This window comes from Alcanivorax sp. UBA3183, assembly GCF_002364155.1.
In the GTDB taxonomy this organism is placed as follows: Bacteria; Pseudomonadota; Gammaproteobacteria; order Pseudomonadales; family Alcanivoracaceae; genus Alcanivorax; species Alcanivorax jadensis.
This window is the reverse complement of sequence record NZ_DEXN01000014.1, coordinates 1-25,972: the sequence shown is the minus strand read 5'-3', so window position 1 is coordinate 25,972 and position 25,972 is coordinate 1. Positions and strand designations below refer to the sequence as shown.

The 25,972-nt window shown below is 58.5% G+C and carries 26 protein-coding genes; 15 read left to right on the top strand and 11 right to left on the bottom strand.

What is annotated here, in order from left to right; translation table 11 throughout:
* Positions 1–3: 3 nt before the first annotated feature.
* The 6 genes from B3Q33_RS05855 to B3Q33_RS05830 form a co-directional block, all read right to left on the bottom strand.
* Positions 4–1,458 (bottom strand): hypothetical protein, encoded by a 1,455-nt coding sequence (locus B3Q33_RS05855; RefSeq protein ID WP_272962509.1) that lies wholly within the window; start codon positions 1,456–1,458, stop codon positions 4–6.
* Positions 1,459–1,472: 14 nt separating this feature from the next.
* Positions 1,473–2,633 carry a S41 family peptidase gene (locus tag B3Q33_RS05850; RefSeq protein ID WP_035246001.1) on the bottom strand — a complete coding sequence of 387 codons (1,161 nt, stop codon included), beginning with the start codon at positions 2,631–2,633 and terminating at the stop codon, positions 1,473–1,475.
* 70 nt (positions 2,634–2,703) lie between these two features.
* Entirely contained in the window at positions 2,704–3,336 is a 633-nt protein-coding gene (locus B3Q33_RS05845) for a CsgG/HfaB family protein (protein WP_272974697.1), read from the bottom strand.
* Positions 3,337–3,374: 38 nt separating this feature from the next.
* Positions 3,375–4,208: a hypothetical protein gene (locus tag B3Q33_RS05840; protein ID WP_272974696.1), complete on the bottom strand. Its 834-nt coding sequence runs from the start codon at positions 4,206–4,208 to the stop codon at positions 3,375–3,377.
* Complete coding sequence (locus B3Q33_RS05835; protein ID WP_273010108.1) at positions 4,205–4,651, bottom strand: hypothetical protein; 447 nt, start codon at positions 4,649–4,651, stop codon at positions 4,205–4,207. Before B3Q33_RS05835 ends, B3Q33_RS05840 begins: the two co-directional genes overlap by 4 nt.
* Positions 4,652–4,671: 20 nt before the next feature.
* The gene (locus B3Q33_RS05830) at positions 4,672–5,925 is read right to left on the bottom strand and encodes a hypothetical protein (protein WP_198030626.1); all 1,254 of its coding nucleotides are present in this window, start codon (positions 5,923–5,925) and stop codon (positions 4,672–4,674) included.
* A gap of 318 nt (positions 5,926–6,243) precedes the next feature.
* Here B3Q33_RS05830 and B3Q33_RS05825 point away from each other — a divergent pair, with 318 nt between their 5' ends.
* Positions 6,244–8,103 (top strand): hypothetical protein, encoded by a 1,860-nt coding sequence (locus tag B3Q33_RS05825; protein WP_286827175.1) that lies wholly within the window; start codon positions 6,244–6,246, stop codon positions 8,101–8,103.
* A 39-nt stretch (positions 8,104–8,142) separates the two neighbouring features.
* Entirely contained in the window at positions 8,143–8,832 is a 690-nt protein-coding gene (locus B3Q33_RS05820; RefSeq protein WP_273010110.1) for a hypothetical protein, read from the top strand.
* Between the two features lie 59 nt (positions 8,833–8,891).
* Here B3Q33_RS05820 and B3Q33_RS05815 read toward each other — a convergent pair whose 3' ends face one another.
* Positions 8,892–10,253 (bottom strand): deoxyguanosinetriphosphate triphosphohydrolase, encoded by a 1,362-nt coding sequence (locus B3Q33_RS05815; protein ID WP_273010111.1) that lies wholly within the window; start codon positions 10,251–10,253, stop codon positions 8,892–8,894.
* A gap of 136 nt (positions 10,254–10,389) precedes the next feature.
* Here B3Q33_RS05815 and B3Q33_RS05810 point away from each other — a divergent pair, with 136 nt between their 5' ends.
* On the top strand, positions 10,390–11,064 hold the full coding sequence (locus B3Q33_RS05810; RefSeq protein WP_273010112.1) for a type 1 glutamine amidotransferase domain-containing protein: 675 nt from the start codon (positions 10,390–10,392) through the stop codon (positions 11,062–11,064).
* 75 nt (positions 11,065–11,139) lie between these two features.
* Positions 11,140–11,616, top strand: a complete 477-nt coding sequence (locus B3Q33_RS05805; RefSeq protein ID WP_035246011.1) for a glutathione peroxidase — start codon at positions 11,140–11,142, stop codon at positions 11,614–11,616.
* Positions 11,617–11,730: 114 nt separating this feature from the next.
* On the opposite strand, the gene B3Q33_RS05800 is transcribed toward B3Q33_RS05805, so the two are convergent.
* From B3Q33_RS05800 to trhA, 4 genes are all read right to left on the bottom strand, one after another.
* Positions 11,731–12,153: a DUF6691 family protein gene (locus B3Q33_RS05800; protein ID WP_035246012.1), complete on the bottom strand. Its 423-nt coding sequence runs from the start codon at positions 12,151–12,153 to the stop codon at positions 11,731–11,733.
* Entirely contained in the window at positions 12,150–12,590 is a 441-nt protein-coding gene (locus B3Q33_RS05795; protein ID WP_035246014.1) for a YeeE/YedE family protein, read from the bottom strand. The genes B3Q33_RS05800 and B3Q33_RS05795 overlap by 4 nt, the downstream gene beginning before the upstream one ends.
* Positions 12,587–12,898 (bottom strand): ArsR/SmtB family transcription factor, encoded by a 312-nt coding sequence (locus tag B3Q33_RS05790; protein WP_035246015.1) that lies wholly within the window; start codon positions 12,896–12,898, stop codon positions 12,587–12,589. The genes B3Q33_RS05795 and B3Q33_RS05790 overlap by 4 nt, the downstream gene beginning before the upstream one ends.
* A gap of 218 nt (positions 12,899–13,116) precedes the next feature.
* Entirely contained in the window at positions 13,117–13,776 is a 660-nt protein-coding gene (gene trhA, locus B3Q33_RS05785; RefSeq protein WP_035246017.1) for a PAQR family membrane homeostasis protein TrhA, read from the bottom strand.
* A gap of 260 nt (positions 13,777–14,036) precedes the next feature.
* Between trhA and B3Q33_RS05780 the strand changes: the two genes are divergently transcribed.
* The 11 genes from B3Q33_RS05780 (at position 14,037) to B3Q33_RS05730 (ending at position 25,952) form a co-directional block, all read left to right on the top strand.
* A complete protein-coding gene (locus B3Q33_RS05780; protein WP_035246021.1) occupies positions 14,037–14,483 on the top strand; it encodes a Dps family protein in 447 nt (148 codons plus the stop codon).
* A gap of 118 nt (positions 14,484–14,601) precedes the next feature.
* A complete protein-coding gene (locus B3Q33_RS05775) occupies positions 14,602–15,336 on the top strand; it encodes a glutathione peroxidase (protein ID WP_272962521.1) in 735 nt (244 codons plus the stop codon).
* A gap of 423 nt (positions 15,337–15,759) precedes the next feature.
* Entirely contained in the window at positions 15,760–16,833 is a 1,074-nt protein-coding gene (locus B3Q33_RS05770) for an efflux RND transporter periplasmic adaptor subunit (protein ID WP_035246025.1), read from the top strand.
* Entirely contained in the window at positions 16,833–19,901 is a 3,069-nt protein-coding gene (locus tag B3Q33_RS05765) for an efflux RND transporter permease subunit (RefSeq protein WP_273010113.1), read from the top strand. Before B3Q33_RS05770 ends, B3Q33_RS05765 begins: the two co-directional genes overlap by 1 nt.
* Positions 19,902–20,090: 189 nt before the next feature.
* Positions 20,091–21,071, top strand: coding sequence for a calcium/sodium antiporter (locus B3Q33_RS05760; protein WP_272980180.1), 981 nt, complete (start codon positions 20,091–20,093; stop codon positions 21,069–21,071).
* A gap of 37 nt (positions 21,072–21,108) precedes the next feature.
* On the top strand, positions 21,109–22,233 hold the full coding sequence (locus tag B3Q33_RS05755; protein ID WP_035246308.1) for an AI-2E family transporter: 1,125 nt from the start codon (positions 21,109–21,111) through the stop codon (positions 22,231–22,233).
* The gene (locus tag B3Q33_RS05750) at positions 22,230–22,976 is read left to right on the top strand and encodes a DUF4397 domain-containing protein (RefSeq protein ID WP_035246031.1); all 747 of its coding nucleotides are present in this window, start codon (positions 22,230–22,232) and stop codon (positions 22,974–22,976) included. Before B3Q33_RS05755 ends, B3Q33_RS05750 begins: the two co-directional genes overlap by 4 nt.
* Positions 22,977–23,243: 267 nt before the next feature.
* Positions 23,244–23,417, top strand: coding sequence for an OsmC family protein (locus B3Q33_RS05745; protein WP_156964846.1), 174 nt, complete (start codon positions 23,244–23,246; stop codon positions 23,415–23,417).
* 62 nt (positions 23,418–23,479) lie between these two features.
* The gene (locus B3Q33_RS05740; RefSeq protein WP_035246033.1) at positions 23,480–23,764 is read left to right on the top strand and encodes a pyrimidine/purine nucleoside phosphorylase; all 285 of its coding nucleotides are present in this window, start codon (positions 23,480–23,482) and stop codon (positions 23,762–23,764) included.
* Between the two features lie 25 nt (positions 23,765–23,789).
* Positions 23,790–24,692 carry an alpha/beta fold hydrolase gene (locus B3Q33_RS05735; RefSeq protein ID WP_052042544.1) on the top strand — a complete coding sequence of 301 codons (903 nt, stop codon included), beginning with the start codon at positions 23,790–23,792 and terminating at the stop codon, positions 24,690–24,692.
* A gap of 177 nt (positions 24,693–24,869) precedes the next feature.
* Positions 24,870–25,952, top strand: a complete 1,083-nt coding sequence (locus B3Q33_RS05730) for a patatin-like phospholipase family protein (RefSeq protein ID WP_286827166.1) — start codon at positions 24,870–24,872, stop codon at positions 25,950–25,952.
* Positions 25,953–25,972 lie beyond the last annotated feature (20 nt).

The window sequence follows — 25,972 nt, the reverse complement described above, 5'->3', positions numbered from 1 at the left end:
GAGTTATTGTGCAGAAGCCAGCGATTTCATTAGCCCTGGATAGATGGCATCGGCTGCCTTGATAGCATCCTGGTAAGTGCTTTCATTGGCGTAGTGTGTTTTTAAATAACGAGCCATGTCATCCAGGTTGCGGAATGAGAGGTCTGAAGTGGTGCGGATGTAATCCATGCCCCCGGAGCTGTTGATGGCGGTAGTTCGCCCCACTTCCTTACCGAGTTTTGAGCCGAGGATGCCGCCAATGAAAGGCACATTTTCCAGTGCTTTCTGCCCCGCATAAGCGCCCACGGTGGAACCGATCGCACTACCCATATTCGCGTTGATGGCCTTGTCGACCCATTCCGCGAGAACACCGTCACTGGTCCACGGGTTCATATACTCACCGCTGTTATCCGGTATCAGCAAAGCCGCAGTGACATTGTCCGATTGGCTTTTTCTGGTGGCGGCCATGGCGGGCGGTGGTGTCCGTGAGGTGCTACGAATCATGGAGGCAATCAGATCGCTGGACAGGCCCATCCTGCGCAAGCGTCGGGTTTCTTCATCATCGAAGCTTTTGTAGGGGCCTTGTGTCTCTGTTCTGGCAGCTAGCACTGTCTGGCTGGTCCCTTTTTTGATGGCATCTACCAGGTCAATGACTCGCAGATCTTCAGGCCCGATAAACCACAGGGCGTCTTCCTCTGGGAGCATTGCTGCGTAGCCTGGAAAGAGCGCGACGTTTTCCCGATGCCAGTCTAGCGCGTTGCCACGGGGAGTGTGGCTGGCCAGATTGCCGAGAATGTCACCGGCAAACAGGCTGCGAGGATTGTCGATCAGCCATTGTCGCTGTTCCAGGATGTCTTTCCCGGCCACCTCTTGATCGTATTGATGCTTTTCAGCAGTAACCCATTTCTCCAGCGCTTGCAGGTGGCGACGCATCATATCGTTGGACAGGTCCTCGGAGGCGATGGCCGGGTCTTTTTTTCCAACGAAAAGCGCAGAGGGAGAATAAACCGATATATAGCTTCGAATCTTGCCATTGGCCTGGGAGGTGAAAAGGGTTTCGCCTCCGGTTGCCACTGAGAGTTCGCTATCAAACTCTATATCGGAGCTGCTGGGCAGAGTGAACAGGGAACCGATATACATGAGGAAATGGCCCCAGTTCATTTTGATCGTGGAGTTTTCCATGCTGACAGCCAAGTTGGCAGACTGACTGGGTGATGCGTCAACGGATAGCCCTTGTATCTGCGACTCCATGGAGTTTTCGATAGCAGAGGTTATTTTTGTCCATTCCGGGCTTTTGACCATTTGAGTTTTGCTGGTCACTGTTGCAGGGGCCGCTTGAAAAGCAACGGGCAATGAGACGCTGCCTGTCTCGGGAAGCACTTCTCCCTCTGTCGGCACATAACGATAGGACATGCAGCCGCTAACCAGGAGGATGCTGGTCATGACCAGGGTGAGAGGGTAAACGGATCGAATTGACATAGTGGGTTCCTGAATCAGCGCGCCGAGTTGGCCACGGCGGTTTGCAGGCCCGGATAGATCTTGTCGGCGGCCTTGATTACGTCCACAAAGTTGCTCTTGGTGCTGTGGGTGGTGGCCAGCCATTGCGCCATGTCACTCATGGAGTTGAAGGAAATGTCTGAGCTGCTGCGGATGAAGTCCCAGCCGCCGGACGCTTCCAGGGCGGTGTTGCCGCCCACGGCCTTGCCAGCCTTGGAGCCCAGGAATCCGCCCAACATGCCGCCGAAGGGCACATTTTCCAGTACCTTGTTGGCCGCGTAGGCGCCAGCAACGCCACCGACTGCGGAGCCGGTGGCCTTGCCCATGGAGACGTTGATGGTCTTGTTGACCCATTCGGCGGTGACGCCGTCGCTGGTGTATGGCGAGAGGAATTGGCCGCTGTTGTTCTTGAGCGCCAGGCCATCGATTTTCTGTTGCTGGATGGCGGCCAGCTGTTCGCTGGTTTGCTCGCGGCGCTCCAAGACTACGTCACGGGTGCCGGCAGTGCCCGGAGACATGATGCTTAGTCGTGCGAAGGTGCCTGGCTCTCCACGCATTTGCGCAACCAACTGGTGCAGAGTCTGGCCGGCAGTGGGAGTCATCTCTCCGTTCTTGCCATCGCCGATGGCAACGATTAAATCGCCGCTCTGTAGCAGGCCGCTCTCTTCCGCTGCGCTCAACGGTACCAGGCTTTCCACTTTCAGAAAGTGCTTGTCTTCAGTCTGGTGGATTCGGATCCCGAGCAGACCATCACCGAGAGGTTCATCGCTTGTCGATACGCCCTGGGCTCCCGTCGAGTTCGGGTCGAGAGTAGCCCAAACCTGCTGACCGCCTTTGCCATAATCAATACAGCGCCAGGCACCGACAGTGTGTTCGGCCTGGACCTGAAAGCTTCCCGAAGGGACCACCAGGGAGTGGTACATCAGCTTGCCAGATGACACTTCGGTCTGCAGGCAGGCGGCGGTTTTGTTGTCACGGGCCTGAAAGACCTGCTTTTGATAGGCCTCGGAACCGGTTGACGATGTAACCGGGCCGTTGACGGTGGTCACGGCGGGGCTGCTTGTGCCACCTTGTTGATAACTGGAGGCGCAGGCGGCGAGTAGTGCAGAACCCAGCACGACCGCCCCCAAGCGGATGCAGGTAAAAATACGTTCCATTATGGTGTCTCCTGATAATACCTGTCCCTGCGGGCGGTCGTTCCCGTGGCGCCCGCGGACAGTAAAAGGGTTAGCGGTAAAGAATGTTGTCTTGGGTGGCCTTGCTCATTTCAAAGCCGTCGCCCCACACCAAGGTGCCCAGCTCCATGTCTACCATTTCGAAAGAAATGTAGTGGTAGCGCTGGCGCATCTGGCTCTGACGATCGATGGCATCCTGGGAGGTGATGGTGGCGAACATCTGATAGTCGACACCGGCAGTAGCCTGGGTCTTGCGGATGGTGCCGCCGTCCACCAGCCCTTCGCGTTTGATTTCGCGCTCTTTCTGGATGGCAGCCAGGTTCTGACGGTTCACAAACACCATGCGGCCATTGGCGGCGCGAGTCAGCTCGATCTGCAGGCGCTTGGCCAGCATGTTGAGATTGATCACCGAGGTGCTTTCGTTCTTGAAGCCCTCCATATCGATCAGTACCCGGGGTGGGGTGGCGCGGTTGGAGACCATTGGATTGGACAGCAGGCTGCGCATCATCTTGTCGGTCATGGCGACCACGTCCTGGGATTCGATGCCAACCCCTTGAACGCGTCCGGCGCTGCCCACGTCCTGGTAGACGGTGGGTTGTCCGGCGGCGTTATCGACCCGGGACGGCGCACAGGCGCTGACCAGCACAGCGGCACCGAGGATGGCGATGGATTTGAAAGCTTTCATGGTGTTCCCCTCATGGAATTCGTGGATAGATACGGTGCTTACTGGCTCATCTGGGCCATGGTATGCAGAGCAATTTCCTTGCCGGTGGCGCTCATGGGCTGCGGGCGATCGCGCTTTTCGAAGCCGCTGTCAGCCACCACCCAGGTATGCTGGTCTTCACTGCCCGGCGGTTTGCCATCGGTGTTGAAAACCGCGAGCAAGCTGGCATCTTTCACGGACAGCACGCGCACCTGGTACAGGCCATCGCGATCAAATTCGCTGCCGACTACCAGTTCCAGTACGTAGTCTGCTTGCTGGGACAGGGCGCGCATCTGCAGGCGTAACTGATCCGGTGAGGCGCGTTCGAAGGTGCCGTCTTCCAGGGCGTTATCGGTAATGCGTTGGGCCATGGCTTGATCAATGACGGTGGCGCCGCCTTGCTTGAAGGCGCTGATGAGTCCGCTCTGCAAACCCAGAGCGACGGCGTTGCGATCGCTGGCAGGTAGCCCGCCGCGGCGTTCCTGTTCCATGGTCAGGGTGGCGCGGCCTTTTTCTTCACGGGCATCCTTGCCGGTCACGCTTAGCTCGCCCTTGGCATTCAGGCTGCCGCGATAATGGCTGTACCAGTCGCTGACGCGGTTGGGGAATTCACGATTCCAGAACACCGCAATACGTGGTTTTCCCTGGTCGGGAAAGGCCTGACGAAAACGGCTGATGATGTCCTGCTCGGGCGGGCGCTGAGATTGATCACGCAGGCTTTCCGCGTAGGCTTCCTCGCTCATGGGAACCTGGGCCGGTGCCATCATTTCGGTAGCAGGATGGTCCTGTTGAGAAACAGCCTGGCTGCTGAGAAGCCAGGTAACGGGGAGTACGAGAAGGGTCGACGTTTTCATTTTGCCTGCCTCACTTCCACCCGGTATTTCAGTTGCGCGGTGGTGGTGGATTTTTCCAGATAGACACTGGTGGAGTTGGCGGGAACCACCACTCGTTGCCAGCGGGGAGCTACATCGGTAGGAATTTCGGATTGATCGAAGAACTGGGTGCGTGCTTCGAGGATGCTGTTGTGGTCGGTGTGATTGCGCAGTACGACGAAGACTTCGGAGGTATTGGCCGGGGTGCGGCGAATGCCATGCTTGTCGGTAGTAATACGGAAGACCTTGTCAGGACCGGGAATGCCGCCGCTGAAATTACGGTTCAGATCGTAATCGGTAAAGGTGACGCTATTGTAGGTAGTGGGTGCTGTGCGCTGTTCCAATTCAAGCTTGCTGCTGCTCTGGCAGCCGACCAGCAAGGAGCCGGCCAGCAGACCGGCGACAAGGGCGAATTTCGCGTGCATGGTGTTCTCCTTAACGTGAGTTAGCGGGCACTGGCGAAAATGACGCCGTTGCCATTCTTGTCGAAGAAAATGCGGGCAGGTTTACTACCCGGCGGCTGGGTGATGCCGGCCTTGTTGGTGAAGGTGACACTGGCGTTCTGGGTGTCCGGGGAAAGCCGGGCGCTGCCCAGGTGCAGGGTGTCGGGCAGGCTGCTCCAGTAGCGAGTGTCAGCCCGTGTCTTGGCTCGAGCAGACATGCCCTGGGCGGCGACACCAATGGCGGTAATGGTGTTGAAGCCGGCGGCAAGGCCGCCACCGGCACCGGCGGCGATGCCGGTGATCAGGCTGTTGTCGCTGAGGCTGGTCATGGCGTCGCCCACGTTGCCGGTGGTCTGCTTGAACTGCACCTTGCCTTCGATGATGCGATCCACCGCCCGGCCGCCCCGGGTGGAAGCCTGGAAAAACACATCTTCCGCCGGGTAGAGGGTCTGATTGAGGCCATCACCGGCAATCTTTGCGCGGTTCTCGGTAAAGCCCTTGCCGCGACGGTAGACCAGCTCATAGTGACCGACGCCGTCGGCCAGTTTGCGTGGTGAGGTGCCGGTTTCGGCCACGATCAGGGTGTTGTCGCTGTCATCGGGGACCGGGCCGTCGGGGCGGAACTGACGGTATTCCTCGAAATGCTCGCCGGCGAGACGCTCGTTGCCATCCAGTCGCGCCGCCCAGCCGGCCAGATAGACCAGTGAGGCAAAGTCGGTGGTGTGCTGCTCTTCTTCGGCAAAAGCATCCTGCAGCAGGCCATTGAGAAAGGTGGCGCGGGCATTACCGTAATCGCCATCAATCAGGTAAATCAGTCCGCGATAGTAATAGACCATGGAGCGCTCATAGGGCTCGCCCTTGAATTCCTTTTCCCCTTCTTCGTACCAGAGGCTGCGTGCCTTTCGCGCGGCATCGTTGTCTGCATAGACGCTTTCGATATTGGCGATGGCCTCATCCAGGGTGCGTCGGGCGGTATCCAGATCCCCGGTCTTGAACGCGGTGGCACCGATTTCCATCAGATTCAGCACTTCATTGCGGCGCCCTTCCTGGAACAGCTTGCGCCAGGCGGGCTGCAGGGCTGCAGGCTGGCTAGCTACGTATTCCTGCTTGGCTGGGTCCAGCGGCGTCACCGCATATTGCTTGGGCCCGGTGGCGCAGGCGCTCAGCAGGCCGGCTCCGATCAGTGATAGCAGGAATTTTTTGCAAGCATAAAGGGGGCGTTCCCCTGAAACAGCAGGCGTAAACGTGTTAGCCATCAACTTCCCCGTTGGATGGATGCTTTTTGGTGTCGTGCGGGGCGTCCCCTGACCATCACCCGCGCGAAGTCGTTAGCTACAAGTATTGAGCAGGCGCAGAGAGGCGCGCATCCCCCATATGGGGGATATTAGTAAATGAAGCTGTCGGAGTTCAGTAAATTGCAGTCAGATGGCGAGCATTAAGCTTATGCCTCAGTAGGCTTTTTGTAGCGATGCTAAATGAATTGTGTTTCCTGCCACAAAAAAATTGAGACAAATATCGCATTTTGCTAGCTTCGCACCTTGGAATATCAAAACCAACTCAGGGAAGGGACATATATGAAGGGAATTTTTGCCCTCACCCCCCTCGTTGCTGCGCTATTGATCGCCGGTTGTGGCGGCGGAGGCAGTAGTGGCGGGGGAGGCTCCTCAAGCAATGACGGTGGGTCATCAGGCACGGCTCTTAAGGGCTCTGCAGTGAAAGGCCCATTGGCCAACGCGGCGGTCTCGCTGTATGCCGCTGATCCGAATCAGCCTGATGGTCTTGGCGAACTGCTGGATAGAGGCGATACCAATGGTAGCGCCGCGTTCTTAGGGGTTTCGGTGCCCGATGGCACTACAGGCACCGTGATCGTTGAAGTTGTCGCAGATGCTGACACCATTGATCTGACCACAGGCCAGGCGCCGGTGATTAGCCGATTACTGTCTGTATCTACTGCGGAAGGTATTGCAGACGGTGCCTCTAATTACCCTACACCCCTCAGTACGCTGGCTTTACAGTTGGCTCTGAAAAATGCAGACAGCCCAGACGGAGGCTTTGCCGGTAACGATGACGGTAATGTTTCCCAGGATGAGTGGTTTCAGGCTCTGGATGTCGCTCAGAAAAAGGTCAAGAGCTCTTTAGGGTTTGACCTGCTGGGTGATGATGTTGATCTGTTTTCCAGCCCCCCTCTGATCACCTCCTCCGACGATGACCAGGCAAAAGTCGTTCAGCTGCGTACGGCTGTAGAGGCTGTATCTGCATTGGCTGCAGAACTCGCCAGGAAAGCGAAAGAGGAAAATGCCGCCAGTGAAGAGTCTGCTGACAGCATGTTTTCTGCGCTGTTGCAGGATTTCTCTGATGGGACGATTGACGGCCAGTCAGGTGATCAGGCCCTGAATGCATTCAGTGACATCCCTAACTTGGCGACAGAAGTCACTCAGGACCCGTCAATGCTGGTTATTCCCGGCACAGATGGCGTCACGGTTGGTCAGACAAACACGGTCGTGGCCGGTGAAACGGCGGATACGGGGCAGGCTGAAGTGGATACCAGCACAGCCTCAGCTGCCCCTGCCGATCCCGCCCCAGCGAAGGTCGAGAGTGACCTTGATGGCGATGGTGACCCGGATAGTACTGATCCTGACATCGATGGTGATGGTGTCCTGAACGCCGACGATTCTGCACCTGGCAACCCTGATCGTGATGACGACGGCGTTGTCGATGGTGATGATGCCTTCCCTGATGATCCTGAAGAAACCGCTGATTCTGACGGCGATGGGGTGGGCGACAATGCGGATGCCTTCCCGGAAGACGAGACCGAGACCGCTGACTCCGATGGCGATGGTGTCGGCGATAACGCTGATGTGTTCCCGAATGATCCGGAAGAAACCGCTGATACTGACGGTGATGGCGTGGGTGATAATGCGGATGCCTTCCCGGAAGACGAGACCGAGACCGTGGACTCCGATGGCGATGGTGTCGGTGATAACGCTGATGTGTTCCCGAACGATCCGGAAGAAAACGCTGATTCTGATGGCGATGGCGTGGGTGATAATGCGGATGCCTTCCCGGAAGACGAGACCGAGACCGTGGACTCCGATGGCGATGGTGTCGGCGATAACACTGATGCTTTCCCGAACGACTCAGGAGAAACGGCAGATACGGATGGTGATGGTGTGGGGGATAATACTGATCCCTTCCCGGAGAACCCCGATGAAAGCGCCGACTCTGACGGCGACGGGGTCGGCGATAATTCAGATGCCTTCCCTGATGATTTTACCGAAAGTGAAGATGCCGATGGTGACGGCTTTGGTGACAACGTAGCTGATCCAGATCCCACTGACCCTTGTGTACCCAGTACCACTGTTAGTGCCTGTACCGGTACGACTGTCGAGGCAGTATGGGGTGAAACCAAATGGAACGAAGCGAACTGGCAATAAGCCGGTTCGCCAACTAATTACGGAAGAAGGAACGACACAATGAAAAAATTTATGATGAGTGCTGTGGCTGCTGCAATGGCAAGTTCCGTGGCTGTGGCGGAAGTATCCGTGCCAAATACTTTTACGCAAGGTGAAAATGCAGTTGCGGAAGAAGTTAATGCCAACTTTGGTGCACTGGTGGCTGCGATAGAAGAAAGCAATGAACGAATTGCAGAGCTGGAAAATGAGTTGAGTAAAGCAAGTTCTGTAGATGTGGCAGGTTCCGGCTATGCCGTACAGAGATCGGCAATACAATTGCAGAGGTTTGATGATGATCCTAATAATACTCCGGAAAGTTCTGGGGCTTGGAACATCGAGACCTATTCAGAAAAGTTTTCCCTAGTCTTCAACGATGACACTAATCAAACAGTTGATTTTGAATTTGAAAGTGAATTGAAAGTTGATCTATGGGACGATGGTTCGATCCGTTTCGACGAGGATAACTCGCCAGATAGTGACCAGTTTTACTGGAGCCAGGATGGAAATAGGGTTGCCCTTTCCGACGACTTGGGTGGCGATGTTATGGTAGAGTTTATTGTGGCCGAAGGCGCTGGGGTTATTTACGCTTTAGACACTGAGGTAGAAGAAAATGATGCTACCGGCTCTGCTACTTGTAATGGATCCATTTGCCAGGGTGATTACTTCGAAAGTGGCACATTGATAGGTATTCGTCAGAGCTCAACCCAGTAATATAGCTATGAAATATAATCGAGCGGACTTTGATAGTCTGCTCGATTATTTATTCCTTCCTAGTAACGCGTCTCCGCCATCCCGGAAAACTGCTTTGCCAAGTACGTGGCATAGTTGTCTGTCATGCCGGCCAGAAAATCCAGTGCCCGCATGATGCACTGATAAATCCTTTCCTGTTCCGGCAGTGTCGCCAGATTCTCAGGAAAACTGTGTCGGCCGATCAGGTCGATGATCCGTTCATGGCGATAGTTCCGGGCGCTATCACAGGCATGGGATACCGCCGCTTCAATCAGGCCGTCCAGTAGCGCGCCCATCACTTCGAAGGCGCCGATTTCCAATTCGATTTTTCGTGGATGCTCGAACACTTTCGAGCGTGCCAGTTGCTTGGCGTTTTCCACCACATCGCGCACCGCCGGTTCGCAATGGCTGATCAGGTCGCCTTCCATGCTGCCGCCCAGCAGGTTGTCGTGATTGGCGACAAAGGCTTCCACGCCGGCTTCGATAAATCGCTCGATGATCTTGCCCCGTAACAAGGCGGCCTTGCGGCCGTCGCGCAGGTCGGAATGGATCAGGTCTCGCACCTCGGGGGTATCCGGCAAAGCCGGTTGCAGCAGGGCATAGACTTCGTCCCAGTGCAGCAGGTCCATTTCCAGGCCATCTTCCAGATCGATAATGGCGTAGCAGAAGTCGTCGGCGGCCTCCATCAAATAGGCCAGCGGGTGACGGCAGAAGCGGCCAGAGGAAATTTCCCGCAAGCCGGTGGCAACGGCCACTTCCCGAAAGGCATCGGCCTCCGACACAAAGGCGCTGTACTTACCGGGCTTGCTGCTGGCTCCGTTGCTGTCGGTGGCATCGACGGACAGCCAGGGGTACTTGAGAAAGGTGGCCAGGGTGGCATAGGTCAGGCGCATACCGCCGTCGTACTGGTGATATTCACTCTTGGTGATGATGCGAAAGCCCTGGGCATTGCCTTCAAAAAAGGTCAGATCGCTTTGTTGCTCCGGCGCCAGCATGGCGAGGAAGCGTTGGCCCCGTTCCTGAAACCAGGCGCGGATGGCGCGCTCACCGGTGTGCCCGAACGGCGGGTTGCCAATATCGTGGGCCAGGCAGGCGGATTGAACGATGTCGCCAAAGTCGGTGGCGCTGACCGTGTCCGGCAGCAGCTTCCTTTGTTGCAGCCGTTCGCCCACACGGATGCCCAGGGTGCGGCCCACGCAGGACACTTCCAGAGAGTGAGTAAGCCTGTTGTGGACATGGTCGTTGGTGGCCAGCGGGTGTACCTGGGTTTTGCGTGCCAGACGCCGGAAGGCGCCAGAGAAGATGATCTTGTCGTGGTCGCGCAGGAAGGCGGTGCGGCCGCTTTCATCCTTGGCGCTGCGTCCGCCCAATCGGGCCTTATTGAGTAACTGGTGCCAATCCATACAAAAAAATCCGCCTGCGGGCTTGATGAAAAACGCCGTCGCACCCAACGTGAGAAGAATCAATCACAGCATGTTGCCACGGGCCGTGCTGAGATGAACAGAACAGCAACGCAGTTGAACACGAACGGGAGGCGTAATGAATCTGGATAAACCCCTGCTGATGCTGGTGACCAGCGCAGCGCAAATGGGCCAGGGTCAACAGACTGGCCTGTGGCTGGAAGAATTCGCGTTACCCTGGTTACTGTTCCGGGAGAAAAATATCCCGGTGGTCGTGGCCAGCCCCAGAGGTGGCAAGATCCCGGTGGACCCTAATTCCGTGCCGGATGATGAGCAGAAGGCGCAGTGGTCCGAGGCCATTTCTGCCCTGCAGGATACCCGGCCCCTGGAAGACATCTGGGAAGACGGCTTTGCCGGCGTCTTTGTGCCCGGCGGTCACGGGGCCATGTTCGACATGCCCGATCATCCGCTGGTGGCGGCGGTGATGGAGCGCACCTGGGCTCAGGGGGGCTTGCTTGGCGCAGTCTGCCATGGTCCGGCAGCGCTGGTGGGGCTACGCAATGAAGATGGCACCCCTTTGGTGCAGAACCAGACCCTGACCTGCTTTACCAATGAGGAGGAGCAGGAAGTGGGGCTGGATGAAGTGATGCCGTTCCTGCTCGCTACGCGGTTGGAAGAGCTGGGTGCAAAACTGGACCTGGCGGACAAGTTTGTCAGCCATGCGGTGGCGGACGGACGACTGATCACCGGGCAGAACCCGCAATCGAGCCAGGCTGTGGCTGACGCCATGGTCGAGGCGTTATACCGGGAATAGGTCGCCGGGCATCGATGCCTGCGCTAAGGTTACGACATCGCGCCGCTGGGCGTTCGCTTTGTTATGGGAGACACAATGGGGATTTACGATTACACCGCCACTACCCTGAGTGGTGAAGATAAGGCGCTGGCCGACTTCAAAGGTAAGGTACTGCTGGTTGTTAACACTGCCAGCAAGTGCGGTTTCACGCCTCAGTACAAGGGCCTGGAAGCGCTTTATGACGACCTGCAGGAAAAGGGCCTGGAGATTCTCGGTTTTCCCTGTAACCAGTTCGGCAAGCAGGAGCCCGGTGCCGCAGACGAGATCGGTGCCTTCTGCGAGAAGAACTACGGCGTCAGTTTCACCATGTTCGACAAGGTCGACGTGAACGGTGACAACACCCATCCGCTGTACGCCTACCTGAAAAACGAAGCCACCGGTGTGCTGGGCAGCAAGGCGATCAAGTGGAACTTCACCAAGTTCCTGATCAACCGCGATGGCAAGGTCATCAAGCGCTACGCGCCCACCGACAAGCCGGAAGCGATCCGCAAGGATATTGAAAAGCTGTTGTAGGAAGCGGTGTTTGTAGGAGCGGCGCTCGAGCCGCGAACCGTACCAAGTACGGCATCGTAGGCAATTTCGCGGCTCATACTCGTAGGGCACAGAGAGAGCCGCTCCTACGTAGCCTTAGCCCTTGCGCCTTTCCAGCCATTCAAAGGCCGCCATCCCCGCCATCATGGCGGCGACGAATATCACTGCCTTGAGGCTGCCGGTGCCCAGTGCGACCAGCGCCGGTCCAGGACAGAAGCCCGCCAGTCCCCAGCCAACCCCGAAACCCAAAGAACCGAGGACCAGCCGCCGGTCCAGTTTGCGATTGCCGGGAATCTGGATGGGGTCACCACTCCAGGCCAGACTGCGACCCCGGGTGAGGGCAAAGCCCACCGACGCTACGGCGATAGCACCTACCATCACCAGCGCCAGGGACGGGTCCCAGGGGCCGGCCAGATCGAGAAAGGCCAGTACCTTGGCCGGGTTGGCCATGCCGGCCAACAATAACCCGGCGCCGAAAATCAGGCCGACGACAAAGGCGCTCAGTTGCGACCGCTTCATACCGCACCTCCCAGCAAATGGCGAACCACAAACACGGTGACAAAGCCGCTGCCCATGAAGGCCAGGGTGGCAGCCAGTGAGCGTGGAGACAGCCGTGATATTCCGCAGACCCCATGCCCGCTGGTGCAGCCGGCGCCGTAGCGGGTGCTGATGCCGACAATCAGCCCGGCGACAATCAGCAGCGGCCAGTCGGCGGCGATGATCAGCGGGGGCAGGGTGGCCGCCAGGCTCCACAATAACGGGGCGGCAACCATGCCCAGTACAAAGGCCAGTCGCCAGGCGCGGTCACCGGGGGCGGGACGCAGCAGCCCGCCGACGATGCCGCTGATGCCGGCAATGCGGCCGTTGGCGTGAATAAAGAGGGCGGCGGCCAGCCCGATCAGGGCGCCGCCGGCCAGGGCCGACCAGGGGGTAAAGGCATTCCAGTCGATAGTCATTGGGGCTCTCCACAAAAAAGGGTGTACAGAGTTTCCAGCACGGCCAGGGCCTTGGGGTCAGCAATGGAATAGTGCATCTGTTTGCCGTCCCGGCGACTGGCCACCAACCCCTCCCGGCGCAGGACGCCCAGCTGCTGGGACAGGGAGGGTTGGTAAACGCCAACCAACTCTTCCAGCTCGCTGACGCTGCGCTCGCCCTCGGTAAGCTGGCAGAGCAGCAGTAGCCGGTCCGGGTGCGACAGCGCCTTGAGCAGCTGGCTGGCTTCGGTGGCGTTATCGCGCAGGGCATCCATATCCAGAGTTTGCATGATACTTCCATAAAATATATTTAAATAAAATATATAATGAATGGTTGGGGCATGCAATAGGCTGACGCGTAACCAGTACCTCGTCGTTTGATTATCCGTTGGAGCTTTGCTTGCAAAGCGAAATCATGGACGCCCCCCCGCTTCGCCTTGCAAGCAAAGCTCCAACGCAACCCGCGCGCCTTGACCTGTTTGCTGTGCAGAATTCCCGGCTGCGGAGGCTAGACCGGCAGCACACCGTAATAGACGGCGAAGAAATGACAGATGCTGCCACCCATCACGAACAGGTGCCAGATAGCGTGGTTGAAGGGAATAAAGCGGTCGGCCAGGTAGAAAATCACCCCGGCGGTGTAGGTGATACCGCCGGCCAGGATCAGCCAGAAGCCCACCTCGTTCAACTTAGTGGTCAGTTCCCCGGAGGCGAACAGGATCAACCAGCCCATGGCCAGGTAAATGCCCACCCGCATCAGCTTGAAACGGTGCCCGTACATGGCCTTCAGACCGATGCCGATCAGCGCCAGTGTCCAGATCACCGCAAACAGGATCCAGCCGGTCTGGCCGCGCAGATTCACCAGCAGGAAGGGCGTGTAGGTGCCGGCGATCAACCCATAGATGGCGCAGTGATCGAGCATCTTGAACACCGCCCGCCATTGCGGGTTACGCAGGCTGTGGTACAGGGCGCTGGCGCTGTAGAGCAGAATCAGGCTGGCACCGAAAATACTGAAACTGACCACTTTCCAGGGGTCGCCCTGCAGGCTGGCGGCAACAATCAGTATCACCGTGCCGGCGACACTCAGGGCGGCGCCGATGCCGTGCGTCAAGCCGTTCAACCATTCTTCCAGAATAGAGTAATCCGTTTCCGGTTGCGGGGTTGCGGTCATTGACGAGGTCTTCTTGCGGCTGGAGGAGACTGCATCATGCCGAGCGCCAAAGGCGCCTGTAAAGCGCCAATTCGGACAGATGTGCACATCAGTGTTTTCTATCGATGTAATGAAAGCAATTTTCTGTTGATAGCGCGGGTGCGGCGTTACGGTAATCCTGATCCATGGCGAAACAGGGTTGAAGTTCCTGTTCTCAAGGCCATGTCTGTAAAGCAGAGCGGAAAATCCCGCGTCACATTTGCACAGCAAGGAGCCACGCAATGATTGAACACAACAAGCAGGTTGCCGAGCAGTTAAGCAAGTTGCTGGCCGAGAGCTACACCCTTTACCTGAAAACCCACAAGTACCACTGGAACGTGACCGGTCCCATGTTCCACAGCCTGCATCTGCTGTTCGAGCAACAGTACACCGAGCTGGCCCTGGCGGTGGACACCATTGCCGAACGTATTCGTGCGCTGGGCTGGAAGGCGCCGGGTAGCTATGCGGAGTTTGCCAAGTTGTCCACGGTGAAGGATGCGGTGGGCGATCCGTCTGCCAGTGACATGATCCGTGAACTTACCGAGGATCATCGCACCGTAGCTGAACAGGCCAACCGGGTGCTGAAGCTTGCCGGCGAGCATGAGGATGAAGGCTCCTCCACAGTAGCCAGCGACCGGATCGAGATTCACGAAAAAGCGGCCTGGATGCTTTCCGCTCATCTTGATTGATAGCCAATAGCAATCATTGAGATAGAGTTAATACGTTTTAAAGATGGGTAAGTGGATGGCTATCATATGGGTATGACTCATCGAGTCACCCTCTTATCCATGTTTAAGGAGAGCCAATATGTTGGACAACCGTGAAGGGCAGCCCGTCCCCCAAGTCACCTTCCGTACCCGTGAAGGTAATGAGTGGCGGGATGTGACCACCGATGACCTGTTCAAGGGAAAAACCGTGGTGGTATTCGCCCTGCCGGGCGCGTTCACTCCGACTTGCTCCTCCACACACCTGCCGCGCTACAACGAGCTGGCGCCGGTACTGAAAGCCAATGGTGTGGACGACATTGTTTGCCTGTCCGTGAACGACGGCTTTGTGATGAACGCCTGGGCCGGTGACCAGTCTGCCGGCAACATCCGTTTTATTCCGGATGGTAACGGCGAGTTCACCGACAAGATGGGCATGCTGGTGGACAAGCAGGATCTCGGTTTTGGGCCGCGCAGCTGGCGCTATTCCATGCTGGTGAAAGACGGGGTGATCGACCGTATGTTCATTGAGCCGGAGAAGCCCGGCGACCCGTTCGAAGTCTCCGATGCCGACACCATGCTCAACTACATCAATGGTGAAGCGGCCCTTCCCAAGCGGGTCACCGTTTTCACCAAGCCGGGCTGTCCACACTGCAGCCGCGCAAAGAAGGCTCTGGCAGAAAACGGCTACGCCTTTGAAGAAATCGAACTGGGCAGCCGGGGCCTGAGCTACAGCTCCCTGGCAGCGGTAACCGGTGCCGGCACCACGCCGCAGGTGTATATCGAAGGCGAACGCATTGGCGGCGCCGACGAGCTGGACGCCTGGCTCAAGGCCTGATCAGGCCGCAGGCATCGTAAAGAGCAACCCCGTGACGCGCTCACCGTCATCGCGCGGCAGGTCGGGTGGACCCACCCGCCGTGCACCTTGATCCCCCCTCGGGCCGACATCTGTCGGCCCTTTTTTTACGGTAAATCCCCGCGGCTTTGCGAGACGTAGGGTGCACTGAGCCTAAGGCGAACTGCACCATCAAGCGCCGGGTCGGTGCAGTTCGCCTTAGGCTCAGTGGCACCCTACGCAGTCGGCGTTGGCGGTCAGGGATTCAGGGTTAAAGTCCCATTATTCGGAAGCCGTTTCCCTATACAAAGACACCACAGTCATTTCAGGTCAGAATCCAGTAGGGTTTTGAATAGGTTTCACGACACCGTAGTCAGATATGTGATAATTGGTACTGACAAGTACCGTAATGCTGGGAGAGCACGCATGGGACGTTTCTGGGCACTGGTTGGCCTGTCTCTGGTGATGGCGGGATGTGGGGATGAACCGCCGGCGGAGGCGCCTTTACCGCAGCCGGTGAAGCTGTACACGGTGAACGGTGACAGTGCCGGGCAACTGCGCCATTACCCGGGGCGGGTGGTCGCCACGGAAGGATCGCAGCTGGCGTTCCGGGTATCCGGGCAGCTGGTCAAGTTGCCGGTGCGTGCCGGTGAACAGGTGAAAAAAGGGCAGCTGCTGGCGGCCCTGGATCCGGCGGATTTCAATAACCAGCTGGCCGACCGTCAGGCCCAGTACGATCTTGCCGAAAGTCAGTATCAGCGGGCTATCAGCCTGCGCGAGCGCGGGGTGATTTCCGAAGCCCAGTTTGACGAGTTGCAGGCCAAACGTCGTCAGGCCCGGGCCGCTCTGAGCATGGCCCGCGACAATGTGGAATACACCAGGCTGAAGGCGCCCTATGCGGGTACTGTGGCGCGCACCGAAGTGGAAAATTACCAGTTTGTGCAGGCCAAGGAGCCAATCCTCTATCTGCAGGGAGACGACAACATCGATATCGAGTTTGCCGTCTCCGAACGCTTCTTTACCAACCTGCGCAAGGGGGGGGAAGACTATGAACCTACGGTGCGTTTTGAGGGGGCGCCGGACCGCACCTTCAAGGCCAGCTATAAGGAACACGAAGCCAGCGCCGATGCGCGCACCCAGACCTACAACATCACCCTGACCATGGCCAACCCGGAAGGGCAGGTGGTGCTGCCGGGCATGAGCGTGGACGTGGCCATTGATCTTAGCCAGATTCGCAAGGCCGCCGCCGACCGCCTGCAGGTGCCGGTGGAAGCCGTGTTCAAACAGGATGGCAAGGAGGGTGCCTTTGTCTGGCGTTATCAGCCGCAGGACGATATCGGCACGGTGTCGGCGGTGCCGGTAACCCTGGGCGAAGTGGTCGGTGAAGGCGTGGAAATTCTCGACGGTCTGAGCAGCGGAGACCGGGTGGTGAGTGCCGGCGTCCATCATCTGGAAGAGGGGCAGACGGTACGTGAGCTGGTGAAAGAGCGGGGGCTGTAATGAATATCGCCGCATACAGCATTCGCCACCGGGTGGTGAGCTGGCTGTTCACCCTGATTCTGCTGGTGGGCGGGATCGTCAGCTTTTCCCGCCTCGGCCAGCTGGAAGACCCGGAGTTCACCATCAAGACTGCCATGGTGATTACCAGTTACCCGGGCGCGTCGCCTCGTCAGGTGGAAGAAGAAGTCACCTTGCCGGTGGAAATGGCAATCCAGAACTTGCCCTACGTGGATTACGTCACCTCCATTTCCAGCAATGGCTTGTCCCAGGTGCAGGTGGAGATGAAACCCACCTATCGGGCCAGCCAGCTCAAGCAGATCTGGGACGAGCTGAGACACAAGCTCACTGACCTGCAGCCGGAGCTGCCTCCGGGAGTCGGCACCATTCAGGTGCTGGATGACTTCGGTGATGTGTACGGGATTTTGATGGCGATCACCGGAGACGGTTATCGCTACCAGGAAATGCAGGATTACGCCGACTACCTGACCCGGGAGCTGGTGCTGGTGAAAGGCGTGGGCAAGGTGGTGGTGGGTGGCCAGCGCCAGGAGCAGGTGCTGGTGGAACTTTCCCGCACCCGGCTGGCCTCTCTGGGAATCAGCCCGGAACGGATCTTTTCCCTGCTGCAGACCCAGAATACGGTCAGCCCCGCGGGCAAAGTCAGGGTGGGGGACGAGTACATCCGCATCTATCCTACCGGTGAATTCCCCACTGTGCAGGACATGGGTGATCTGCTGATTTCCGACCCGGGCGCCGATGAACTGGTCTACCTGCGTGATGTTGCCACCATTGAACGGGGCTATGCGGAAGTGCCGGATCACCTTTATCGGTTCAACGGTGACGCGGCTCTGACCCTGGGGATTTCCTTTTCAAAGGGAGTCAATGTGGTGGAGGTAGGCGCGCGGGTAGAGCAGCGCCTGGCTGAACTGGAATACCAGCGGCCGGCGGGCATGGAACTGGCCACGGTGTACAACCAGCCCCAGGAAGTGGATAGCTCGGTGGGTGCCTTCCTGCTCAATCTGGGCGAGGCCATTGCCATCGTCATCGCCGTGTTGCTGGTGTTCATGGGGGTGCGTTCCGGTCTGCTGATGGGGGGCGTGCTGCTGCTGACCATCCTTGGCACCTTTATCGTCATGAAAGTGCTGGCCATTGATCTGCAGCGGATTTCCCTGGGGGCACTGATTATCGCTCTGGGGATGCTGGTGGATAACGCCATCGTGGTCACCGAGGGCATCCTGGTGGGCATGAAGCGCGGTATGTCGAAGCTGGAGGCGGCGGTGGATATTGTCCGCCAGACCATCTGGCCGCTGCTCGGGGCCACGGTGATCGCCATCATGGCGTTCGCGCCCATCGGCCTGTCTGAGGATGCCACCGGGGAATACACCAATACCCTGTTCTGGGTGCTGCTGATTTCATTGCTGCTCAGCTGGATCACCGCGGTGACCCTGGTGCCTTTCTTTGCGGACCTGTTTTTCTCCGACAAGGATGTGGGCGGCGCTGGCGGGGAGGGCGAAGATCCCTACAAGGGCAAACTGTTCGTGATCTATCGGCGCCTGCTGGACCGGGCCATTCATCATCGCGTGTTGACCCTGTCCGGCATGGGCATTCTGCTGGTAGTGGCGGTAGTAGGCTTCGGGGCGGTTAAACAGGCCTTCTTCCCGCCCTCCAATACACCCATGTTTCTGGTGGATTACTGGCTGCCCCAGGGCAGTGACATCCGTGCCACCCGCGAAGCGGTGGAGCGCCTTGAGGCGTCGCTGCTGGAAATGGACGAGGTCACCGGGGTGACCAGCACCATCGGTCGTGGCGCCGAGCGCTTCATGCTGCCCTACAACCCGGAAAAGAGTTACCCCAGCTATGCCCAGCTGATTGTTCAGGTGAGCGAGCGGGAGCAGATCGATGCGGCCCTGTCTGCCACCCGCCAACTGATTGGCGAAGAGCACCTGCAGGCCTTTGCCAAGGTGAAACGGCTGATGATCGGCCCCAGCCCGCCGGCGTCCATCGAGGCCCGTTTCAGCGGCCCGGACCCGCAGACCTTGCGCGAGCTGGGCCTGAAGGCCCAGGCGATCATGCGTGAAGATGGTGGCCTGGAAAGCATTCGCCATGACTGGCGCCAACAGGAAAAAGTGATTCGGCCCCAGTTCCAGGAAGCCCAGGCGCGCCGTGCCGGGATCAGTCGGGAAGATCTGGACAATACCCTGGCGCTGAACTTCAGTGGCCGCAATGTGGGTCTCTATCGTGACGGCAGTCAGTTGCTGCCCATTATCGCCCGCCCGCCGGAGAAAGAACGACTCAGCGCCGACAACCTTAACGATGTGCAGGTGTGGTCGCCGGTGTACGCCACCTACATTCCAATTACCCAGGTGGTGTCCGATTTCAGCACCGAGTGGGAGAATGCGCTGATCCTGCGTCGTGATCGCAAGCGCACCCTGACGGTGCAGGCGGAACCGGATGTGCTCGGCGATGAAACCGCCGATCAGGTGCTGCGCCGGATTCGCCCGGCCATTGCCGCGCTGGAATTGCCGCCTGGTTACTCACTGGAATGGGGTGGAGAATACAAAGCATCGAAAGATGCCCAGACGGCGGTATTCGGCAGCCTGCCCATGGGTTATCTGTTCATGTTCATCATCACCATGCTGCTGTTCGACTCCCTGCGACAGCCGCTTGTGATTTGGGCCACCGTACCGCTGGCCATCATCGGCGTGACTCTGGGTCTGCTGCTGCTGAATGCGCCCTTCGGCTTCATGGCGTTACTGGGCTTTCTCAGCCTGTCCGGCATGCTGGTGAAGAATGGCATCGTGCTGGTGGAGCAGATCAAGCTGGAAATGGAAACCCTGGAGCCCTTCGAGGCGGTGATGATCGCTTCCATTTCCCGGGTGCGGCCAGTGTGCATGGCGGCGGTGACCACCATCCTCGGCATGATCCCGCTGTTGTTCGATGCCTTCTTCGAATCCATGGCGGTGGTGATCATGTTCGGCCTGGGCTTCGCCACGATTTTGACCCTGATTGTAGTGCCGGTGCTATATACCCTGGCCTATGGCATCAAGCCGGGGCGGGAGGAGCATGGTTAGCTACGAGCTACGAGCTAGAAGAGACCGGCTCTGGCGTTAATGCGCGGCGCGCATCCTTTACGGGTGCGCCGTGCAATTTCGCGCCTGGCAGCTAGGAGCTAGAAGCAAGCAGTTCAATGACAGGTGCCAGCCTTCCTGCTCTCTGCCACAATGCCCGCCTGACACGATCCATTATCCCAAGGAGTCCCCATGTTGCTGGCTATTGCCGCCGTGATCGCTGGCCTGATTGTGCTGGTATGGAGTGCTGACAAATTTGTGGAAGGGGCGGCCGGTACGGCGGCCCATGCGGGTATGCCGCCGTTGCTGATCGGCATGCTGATCGTCGGCTTCGGCACCTCGGCACCAGAGATGGTGGTGTCTGCCATGGCCGCGCTGGATGGCAATCCCTCCCTGGCACTGGGTAATGCCTATGGCTCCAATATTTCCAACATTGCGCTGATTCTCGGGGTGGTCGCCGTCATGAGCCCCATCGCGCTGAATTCCGCGGTTCTCAAAAAAGAGCTGCCAGTGCTGACGCTGGTCACGCTGCTGGCGGGTTATCAGTTGCTGGATGGCAGCATTTCCCGGGTGGATGCCTGGGTGTTGCTTGCCGTGCTGGGGCTGCTGATGGGCTGGTCTATTTATGCTGCCATGAGCGGCAAGGGCGATGTACTGGCGGGGGAAGTGGAAACCGATCTGGCCGAGCATCCCCTGCCATTGAAAACCGCCCTGTTCTGGTTGGTGGTGGGCCTGGCCCTGCTGGTGGCCAGTTCCCGGCTGCTGGTGTGGGGGGCAGTGGATATTGCCCAGTCCCTGGGGGTCAGTGACCTGGTCATCGGTTTGACCATTGTGGCGATCGGTACCTCCCTGCCAGAGCTGGCATCCAGCATCGCCGCAGTGCGCAAGGGCGAGCACGATATTGCCTTTGGGAACGTGCTAGGCTCGAACCTGTTCAATACCCTGGCGGTCGTCGGCATCGCCGGTGCCATCCAGCCCATGAGTGTAGAGACGGTGGTGTTGCAGCGTGACTGGAGCCTGATGATGGTGCTGACCCTGGCCCTGTTTGTGATGGGTTTTGGTCTGTGGGGTCGCAAGGGGCAGATTACCCGCGGCAATGGTATCGGTCTGCTGGTGGTTTTTGTGGCCTATATGAGTTACCTGGGCGGTGGCGTGTTGATGGCTGCCAGCTGATCCAGCTAGTGAATTTGCAGAAAGGAAATGGATGGCGATGCAGGATACGGATATATCGGTAAAGCTGGAGCGGGGCACGTTTCTGTTTACGCTGGTGGCGGTCAGCGTGGCGTTTGCGTTGTTGCTGAAACCCTTCTTCGCCCCCATTTTCTGGGCCTGCGCCATTGGTGTGATTTTCTATCCGTTCCAGAAACGCCTGCTCGGCAAGTGGCCCCATCGTCGTAATCTGGTGTCCCTGTGCACCCTGATTTTGTGTGTGGTGCTGGTGGTGATCCCGGTACTGGTGGTGGCCTCCTCCTTCGTCACCGAAGGGGTGTCCCTGTTCCAGAAGGTGCAGAGCGGCGAGCTCAACCTGGCCGACTATGTGGACCGCATCAAGCAGGCATTTCCCTGGTTGCAGTCCCTGGCGGAACGTTTTGATATCGACCTGGAGCGGATCAAGTCGCAGACCGTGGAAGCCTTCACCGGTGCCGGCCAGTTCCTCGCCAAGCGTGCCTTGGCGGTGGGCCAGAATACCTTCCAGTTTTTCCTCAACCTGGGCTTGATGCTGTATCTGGCGTTCTTCCTGATTCGTGATGGTGATGCCATGGTCAACATGCTGATTCGGGCCCTGCCGCTGGGCGACGAGCGCGAGAAACTGTTGTTCGCCAAGTTTGCCGAAGTGACCCGTGCCACCATCAAGGGCAACCTGCTGGTAGCGGCCACCCAGGGGGCCCTGGGTGGCCTGATATTCTGGTGGCTGGGCATACCCGGTGCCTTGTTGTGGGGGGTGGTGATGGCGGTGTTGTCATTGATTCCCGCAGTGGGGGCGGGCCTGATCTGGCTGCCGGTTTCACTCTACCTCTATGCGGTTGGTGATGTATTGAACGCTACCATCCTGGTGTTGTTTGGTGTTTTTGTCATCGGGCTGGTGGACAATATCCTGCGTCCGATCCTGGTTGGACGAGACACCAAGTTGCCGGACTATGTGGTGCTGTTTTCCACCCTGGGTGGTCTGGCCATGTTCGGCATCACCGGCTTCGCGCTGGGGCCTCTGCTGGCCGCACTGTTTGTGGCCTTCTGGGGCATTTTCATACGCGAATTCAATGAGGGTGAAAGCCCCGCCGCCCTGCTCGAGCAGCAGGGCAGCAGCGAGGAACCATCCGGGAGTGAGGCATCATGATTTTCCTGCGTCTGGTATTGGCCGCGTCCGTGGCAGGCCTGTCTACCTTCGGCTGCGATGAGGACGACGACAACAGTCTGTTTTCTGACAACGCCAGAATCTATTTCCATAACCAGTTGACCCAGGTGGGTGGTGGCAGCGAAGACGATGTCACCGTGGACCTGTTCGTGGACAACCAGAACAGTCCGTTGCAGAACGATGTGGGCTACACCATTACTGGCAATGTCAGCGCCGAATCCATCGAGCTGGACGACGACAGCGAGTCTCTGTCTTTCGATGTGCGTGGCAGCAGTTCCGGCAGTACCCTGGTGAACGGCCCGTTGAATCGCACCCTCACCGCGGGTGATCGCTATACCGTGGTGTTAATGGGCGACACTACCCTGGACAACCGTCAGCTTCGCACCTACCGACATCAGCAAATGACCGTGACCAGCGGCCAGATCCGGGTGCGCTTCATCAATACCCTGTCGCGCCTATCCGGCGATGAACTCAGCGTTGCGACACCGGGCCCCGCCGGCCAGTCGCTGGTATCCGGTCTGGAGTATGCCGAAGGCAGCAACTATGTGTCGGTCAATGCCAGTGGCACCCTCGAGGTGACGGTCAATAACGAAACCCAGGGTCTGGAGATCGATCAGGTAAGCTGTAGCGTCAGCAGTGGCCGCAGCTACGATGCCATCATTGCCTACCGTCGTTTCGACAGCGACGATGACCAGATTGCCCTGTACTGCCAGCCGTTCAACTGAGCGGCTGGTACTTGGTAGTGAAGTCGTAGAAATATTCTGCCAGCAGGTTGAAGGATCCTGAGCAGCTCCCCTTGTTTTGTAGGAGCTATGCTTGCATGGCGAACTGTTGGCCGGTTTGCCATGCAAGCATAGCTCCTACAGCCCAATCCGCATTTTTTCAGTCGTACTGATGGATCCAGGTCAGGGGCTCGCCGCCCAGCAGCGTCACCCGGTTAGCATCAGGCTGTCACGGCCACAATCGAGAGAATACCGCTCACCGACCTGCAGGTGGGTTTAAACGTTTATCGGGATGTTGCGGGCAAGGAATATATCGATCGCACCCTGGCCTGCAGTGGTGAATTGACCGATGAGCAGCGCCAGCGACTGCTGGAGATTGCCGCCAAAACACCCGCTACCAATGCCGTGCGTCAGGGCACCCCGATTGCCACGGATTGGAAATAAGCGGCAAGGTGTCGACGCTTTTGGCATACTCGCGCCTCCATTGACTCAGCGGAGGCCCTTGCATGTTCAAGGTCAACGAATACTTCGATGCCAAGGTGGCATCCATTGCCTTTCAAGCCGAAACCAAGCCCGCCACGGTGGGTGTGATGGCGCCCGGGGATTATGAGTTCGGTACCAGCGAACACGAGACCATGACGGTGGTGAGCGGCGCACTGACCGTGAAGCTGCCCGGCGCTGCCGACTGGCAGACATTTGCTGCCGGTGACACCTTTGAAGTGGTGGCAGATAGCCGTTTTCAGGTAAAGGTGGCAGTGGATACCGCCTACCTGTGTCTGTACGGCGAATAACAACACGGAAGAACGGGGGATCGGAATGCCGTTATTTCCTGCCAGGGACGGCCAGTCACTGCATGTGAGAATTCTGGGGCGTGGCCAGCCGGTGCTGATGTTGCACGGGCTGGGCATGCAGGGGCGCGACTGGCTGCCTTTTGTGCTGCCATACCTGCGTTGTTATCAGTTTTATATGCCGGATCTGCGTGGGGCGGGGAATTCTGCTGCTGCCCGTTTCAACCAGGCCGATGTGTTTCATAACCACATGCAGGACATGGAAGACCTGGTGAGCCACTTTGGCCTGCAGGATTTTCATCTGGTGGGCTATTCCCTCGGTGCTACCACCAGCCTGCACTGGCATGCCCATGGGGATTTTTCTCCGGTGGGCCGTTATCTTCATATTGATCAGACCCCCTGCATTGCCAACCAGCCTGACTGGGCACATGGCCTGTTCGGTGACCGTCAGGAACACTTCTTTTCGCAATTGCGGGAGTTGCTGGTATTGCTGGACGCGGCTCCGGATCACGGGCGAATCGCCAACCTGGCCGCCGGAATGCGCGAGGCTGTACTGCGCCAGCTGACCCATATTCTCGCCCAGGTAGCCGGTCGCCCGGAGCTGCATTCCGCCTTTCGGGCTACCTCCCGCTGGTCCGGGCTGTGGGCTCGCCTGCTGCCGGTGGCGGAGCTGGCGGATATCCGCGCCTACCTGCAGGCGTATTTGTCCGGTAGTCATGATTACCGGCCTTCCGCCGCAGATTTTCCGGTACCGGCCACGGTGATTACCGGTGCCCGTTCACCCCTCTATCCCGCTGAAGGGCAGGCCGCCTTTGCCAAACTGATGGGTGCCCGTCATGTGGTGCTACCGCGCTCCGGCCACGTGCCGCTGATGAGCCAGCCGTTGGCATTCACCCGGGCGCTGGGCGAGTTTCTGGCCGGCACTGAGTGATCGTGAGAATGGATGCGGCACAAGCATCGATGTTGCGTAGGGTGCACTGAGCTCAAGCGAACTGCACCAACCCGTCTGGTTTGTGGCCCCTTGAATCTACAGCAGAATGCAACTTCGGAAATCTGGCAATAGCGGGTAGCATGCATAACTTTCCTGAGTCGGTTTCGGAGAGAGCAGGTGGTCGCCATTCACAGCAGAGCCTCCGCGCTAACGGTGCGTGCAGGCACTGATGCCATTGCCCATTTGCGCGAGTACGGGTTACGCGCCGAGGATGTGGACATTGTTCCCGGTGCTGCCGGTGGTCCCAAGGCTTTGGGTATCAACGGGTTGGACCGGGCGGTGTTCGGTGACTTTCTACCCCGGGCGCCTCGACGTCGTACCCTGATCGGCGCCTCCATCGGTAGCTGGCGTTTTGCTGCTATCGCCATGGGTCAGGATCCGGCCCTAGGGCTGGAGCGGTTGGCGGAGCTCTACACCAGCCAGCGATTTCCCAAGGGCATTACCTCCCGGGAAGTGAGTCGTCGCTGTGCGGCGATGCTCTCCGAGCTGCTGCAAGATCGCGACCAGCACATCCTGCATAACCAGGACTACCGGCTGGTGATCGTGGTGATTCGCAGCCGTGGGCTGATGGCTCGCAACGGCGGTCTGGGTCTTGGCCTGGGACTGGCCGGACTGATCGGCACCAACTTCTTCAGCCGCCAGGCCACTGGCCTGTTCATGGAGCGTGGCCTGGTGTATCCGGACGGCAGCCCCTTGCCGGTGGGGCCGCTCAATGATTTCACCACCCATCATATTTCCATGCGGGCAGAGAACCTGCGCGCGGCCCTGCTGGCCAGTGCGGCCATCCCCATGGTGCTGGATGGGGTCAGCGAGTTGCCCGGGGCGCCGGATGGGGTTTACCGGGATGGTGGCATGCTCGATTACCACCTGGACCTGCCTTATCAGAGTGCGGGCATTGTGCTCTATCCGCACTTCACCGACCGGGTGATCCCCGGCTGGTTCGACAAGCCCCTGCGCTGGCGCAACGGCGACCCCAAGCGTCTGCGTCGTTTGCTGCTGGTGTCTCCATCGCGGGAATACCTGGCCAGTCTGCCTCACGGCAAACTGCCCGACCGGACCGACTTCAAGCATTACCTGGGCGACGATGCCGGCCGCGAGGCCTACTGGCGTAAGGCGGTGGGGGAGAGTCAGCGGCTGGGGGACGAATTTTTGGAGCTGGCGGAAAGCGGCAAGCTGATGGATCGTATCCAGCCGCTGTAAGAATCCCCCGTAGGAGCGGC

What these genes read in the sequence shown, in the direction of transcription:
- B3Q33_RS05855 (WP_272962509.1), bottom strand. Translation starts at nt 1,458, where the DNA reads ATGTCAATTCGATCCGTTTACCCTCTCACCCTGGTCATGACCAGCATC.
- B3Q33_RS05850 (WP_035246001.1), bottom strand. Translation starts at nt 2,633, where the DNA reads ATGGAACGTATTTTTACCTGCATCCGCTTGGGGGCGGTCGTGCTGGGT.
- B3Q33_RS05845 (WP_272974697.1), bottom strand. Translation starts at nt 3,336, where the DNA reads ATGAAAGCTTTCAAATCCATCGCCATCCTCGGTGCCGCTGTGCTGGTC.
- B3Q33_RS05840 (WP_272974696.1), bottom strand. Translation starts at nt 4,208, where the DNA reads ATGAAAACGTCGACCCTTCTCGTACTCCCCGTTACCTGGCTTCTCAGC.
- B3Q33_RS05835 (WP_273010108.1), bottom strand. Translation starts at nt 4,651, where the DNA reads ATGCACGCGAAATTCGCCCTTGTCGCCGGTCTGCTGGCCGGCTCCTTG.
- B3Q33_RS05830 (WP_198030626.1), bottom strand. Translation starts at nt 5,925, where the DNA reads ATGGCTAACACGTTTACGCCTGCTGTTTCAGGGGAACGCCCCCTTTAT.
- B3Q33_RS05825 (WP_286827175.1), top strand. Translation starts at nt 6,244, where the DNA reads ATGAAGGGAATTTTTGCCCTCACCCCCCTCGTTGCTGCGCTATTGATC.
- B3Q33_RS05820 (WP_273010110.1), top strand. Translation starts at nt 8,143, where the DNA reads ATGAAAAAATTTATGATGAGTGCTGTGGCTGCTGCAATGGCAAGTTCC.
- B3Q33_RS05815 (WP_273010111.1), bottom strand. Translation starts at nt 10,253, where the DNA reads ATGGATTGGCACCAGTTACTCAATAAGGCCCGATTGGGCGGACGCAGC.
- B3Q33_RS05810 (WP_273010112.1), top strand. Translation starts at nt 10,390, where the DNA reads ATGAATCTGGATAAACCCCTGCTGATGCTGGTGACCAGCGCAGCGCAA.
- B3Q33_RS05805 (WP_035246011.1), top strand. Translation starts at nt 11,140, where the DNA reads ATGGGGATTTACGATTACACCGCCACTACCCTGAGTGGTGAAGATAAG.
- B3Q33_RS05800 (WP_035246012.1), bottom strand. Translation starts at nt 12,153, where the DNA reads ATGAAGCGGTCGCAACTGAGCGCCTTTGTCGTCGGCCTGATTTTCGGC.
- B3Q33_RS05795 (WP_035246014.1), bottom strand. Translation starts at nt 12,590, where the DNA reads ATGACTATCGACTGGAATGCCTTTACCCCCTGGTCGGCCCTGGCCGGC.
- B3Q33_RS05790 (WP_035246015.1), bottom strand. Translation starts at nt 12,898, where the DNA reads ATGCAAACTCTGGATATGGATGCCCTGCGCGATAACGCCACCGAAGCC.
- trhA (WP_035246017.1), bottom strand. Translation starts at nt 13,776, where the DNA reads ATGACCGCAACCCCGCAACCGGAAACGGATTACTCTATTCTGGAAGAA.
- B3Q33_RS05780 (WP_035246021.1), top strand. Translation starts at nt 14,037, where the DNA reads ATGATTGAACACAACAAGCAGGTTGCCGAGCAGTTAAGCAAGTTGCTG.
- B3Q33_RS05775 (WP_272962521.1), top strand. Translation starts at nt 14,602, where the DNA reads ATGTTGGACAACCGTGAAGGGCAGCCCGTCCCCCAAGTCACCTTCCGT.
- B3Q33_RS05770 (WP_035246025.1), top strand. Translation starts at nt 15,760, where the DNA reads ATGGGACGTTTCTGGGCACTGGTTGGCCTGTCTCTGGTGATGGCGGGA.
- B3Q33_RS05765 (WP_273010113.1), top strand. Translation starts at nt 16,833, where the DNA reads ATGAATATCGCCGCATACAGCATTCGCCACCGGGTGGTGAGCTGGCTG.
- B3Q33_RS05760 (WP_272980180.1), top strand. Translation starts at nt 20,091, where the DNA reads ATGTTGCTGGCTATTGCCGCCGTGATCGCTGGCCTGATTGTGCTGGTA.
- B3Q33_RS05755 (WP_035246308.1), top strand. Translation starts at nt 21,109, where the DNA reads ATGCAGGATACGGATATATCGGTAAAGCTGGAGCGGGGCACGTTTCTG.
- B3Q33_RS05750 (WP_035246031.1), top strand. Translation starts at nt 22,230, where the DNA reads ATGATTTTCCTGCGTCTGGTATTGGCCGCGTCCGTGGCAGGCCTGTCT.
- B3Q33_RS05740 (WP_035246033.1), top strand. Translation starts at nt 23,480, where the DNA reads ATGTTCAAGGTCAACGAATACTTCGATGCCAAGGTGGCATCCATTGCC.
- B3Q33_RS05735 (WP_052042544.1), top strand. Translation starts at nt 23,790, where the DNA reads ATGCCGTTATTTCCTGCCAGGGACGGCCAGTCACTGCATGTGAGAATT.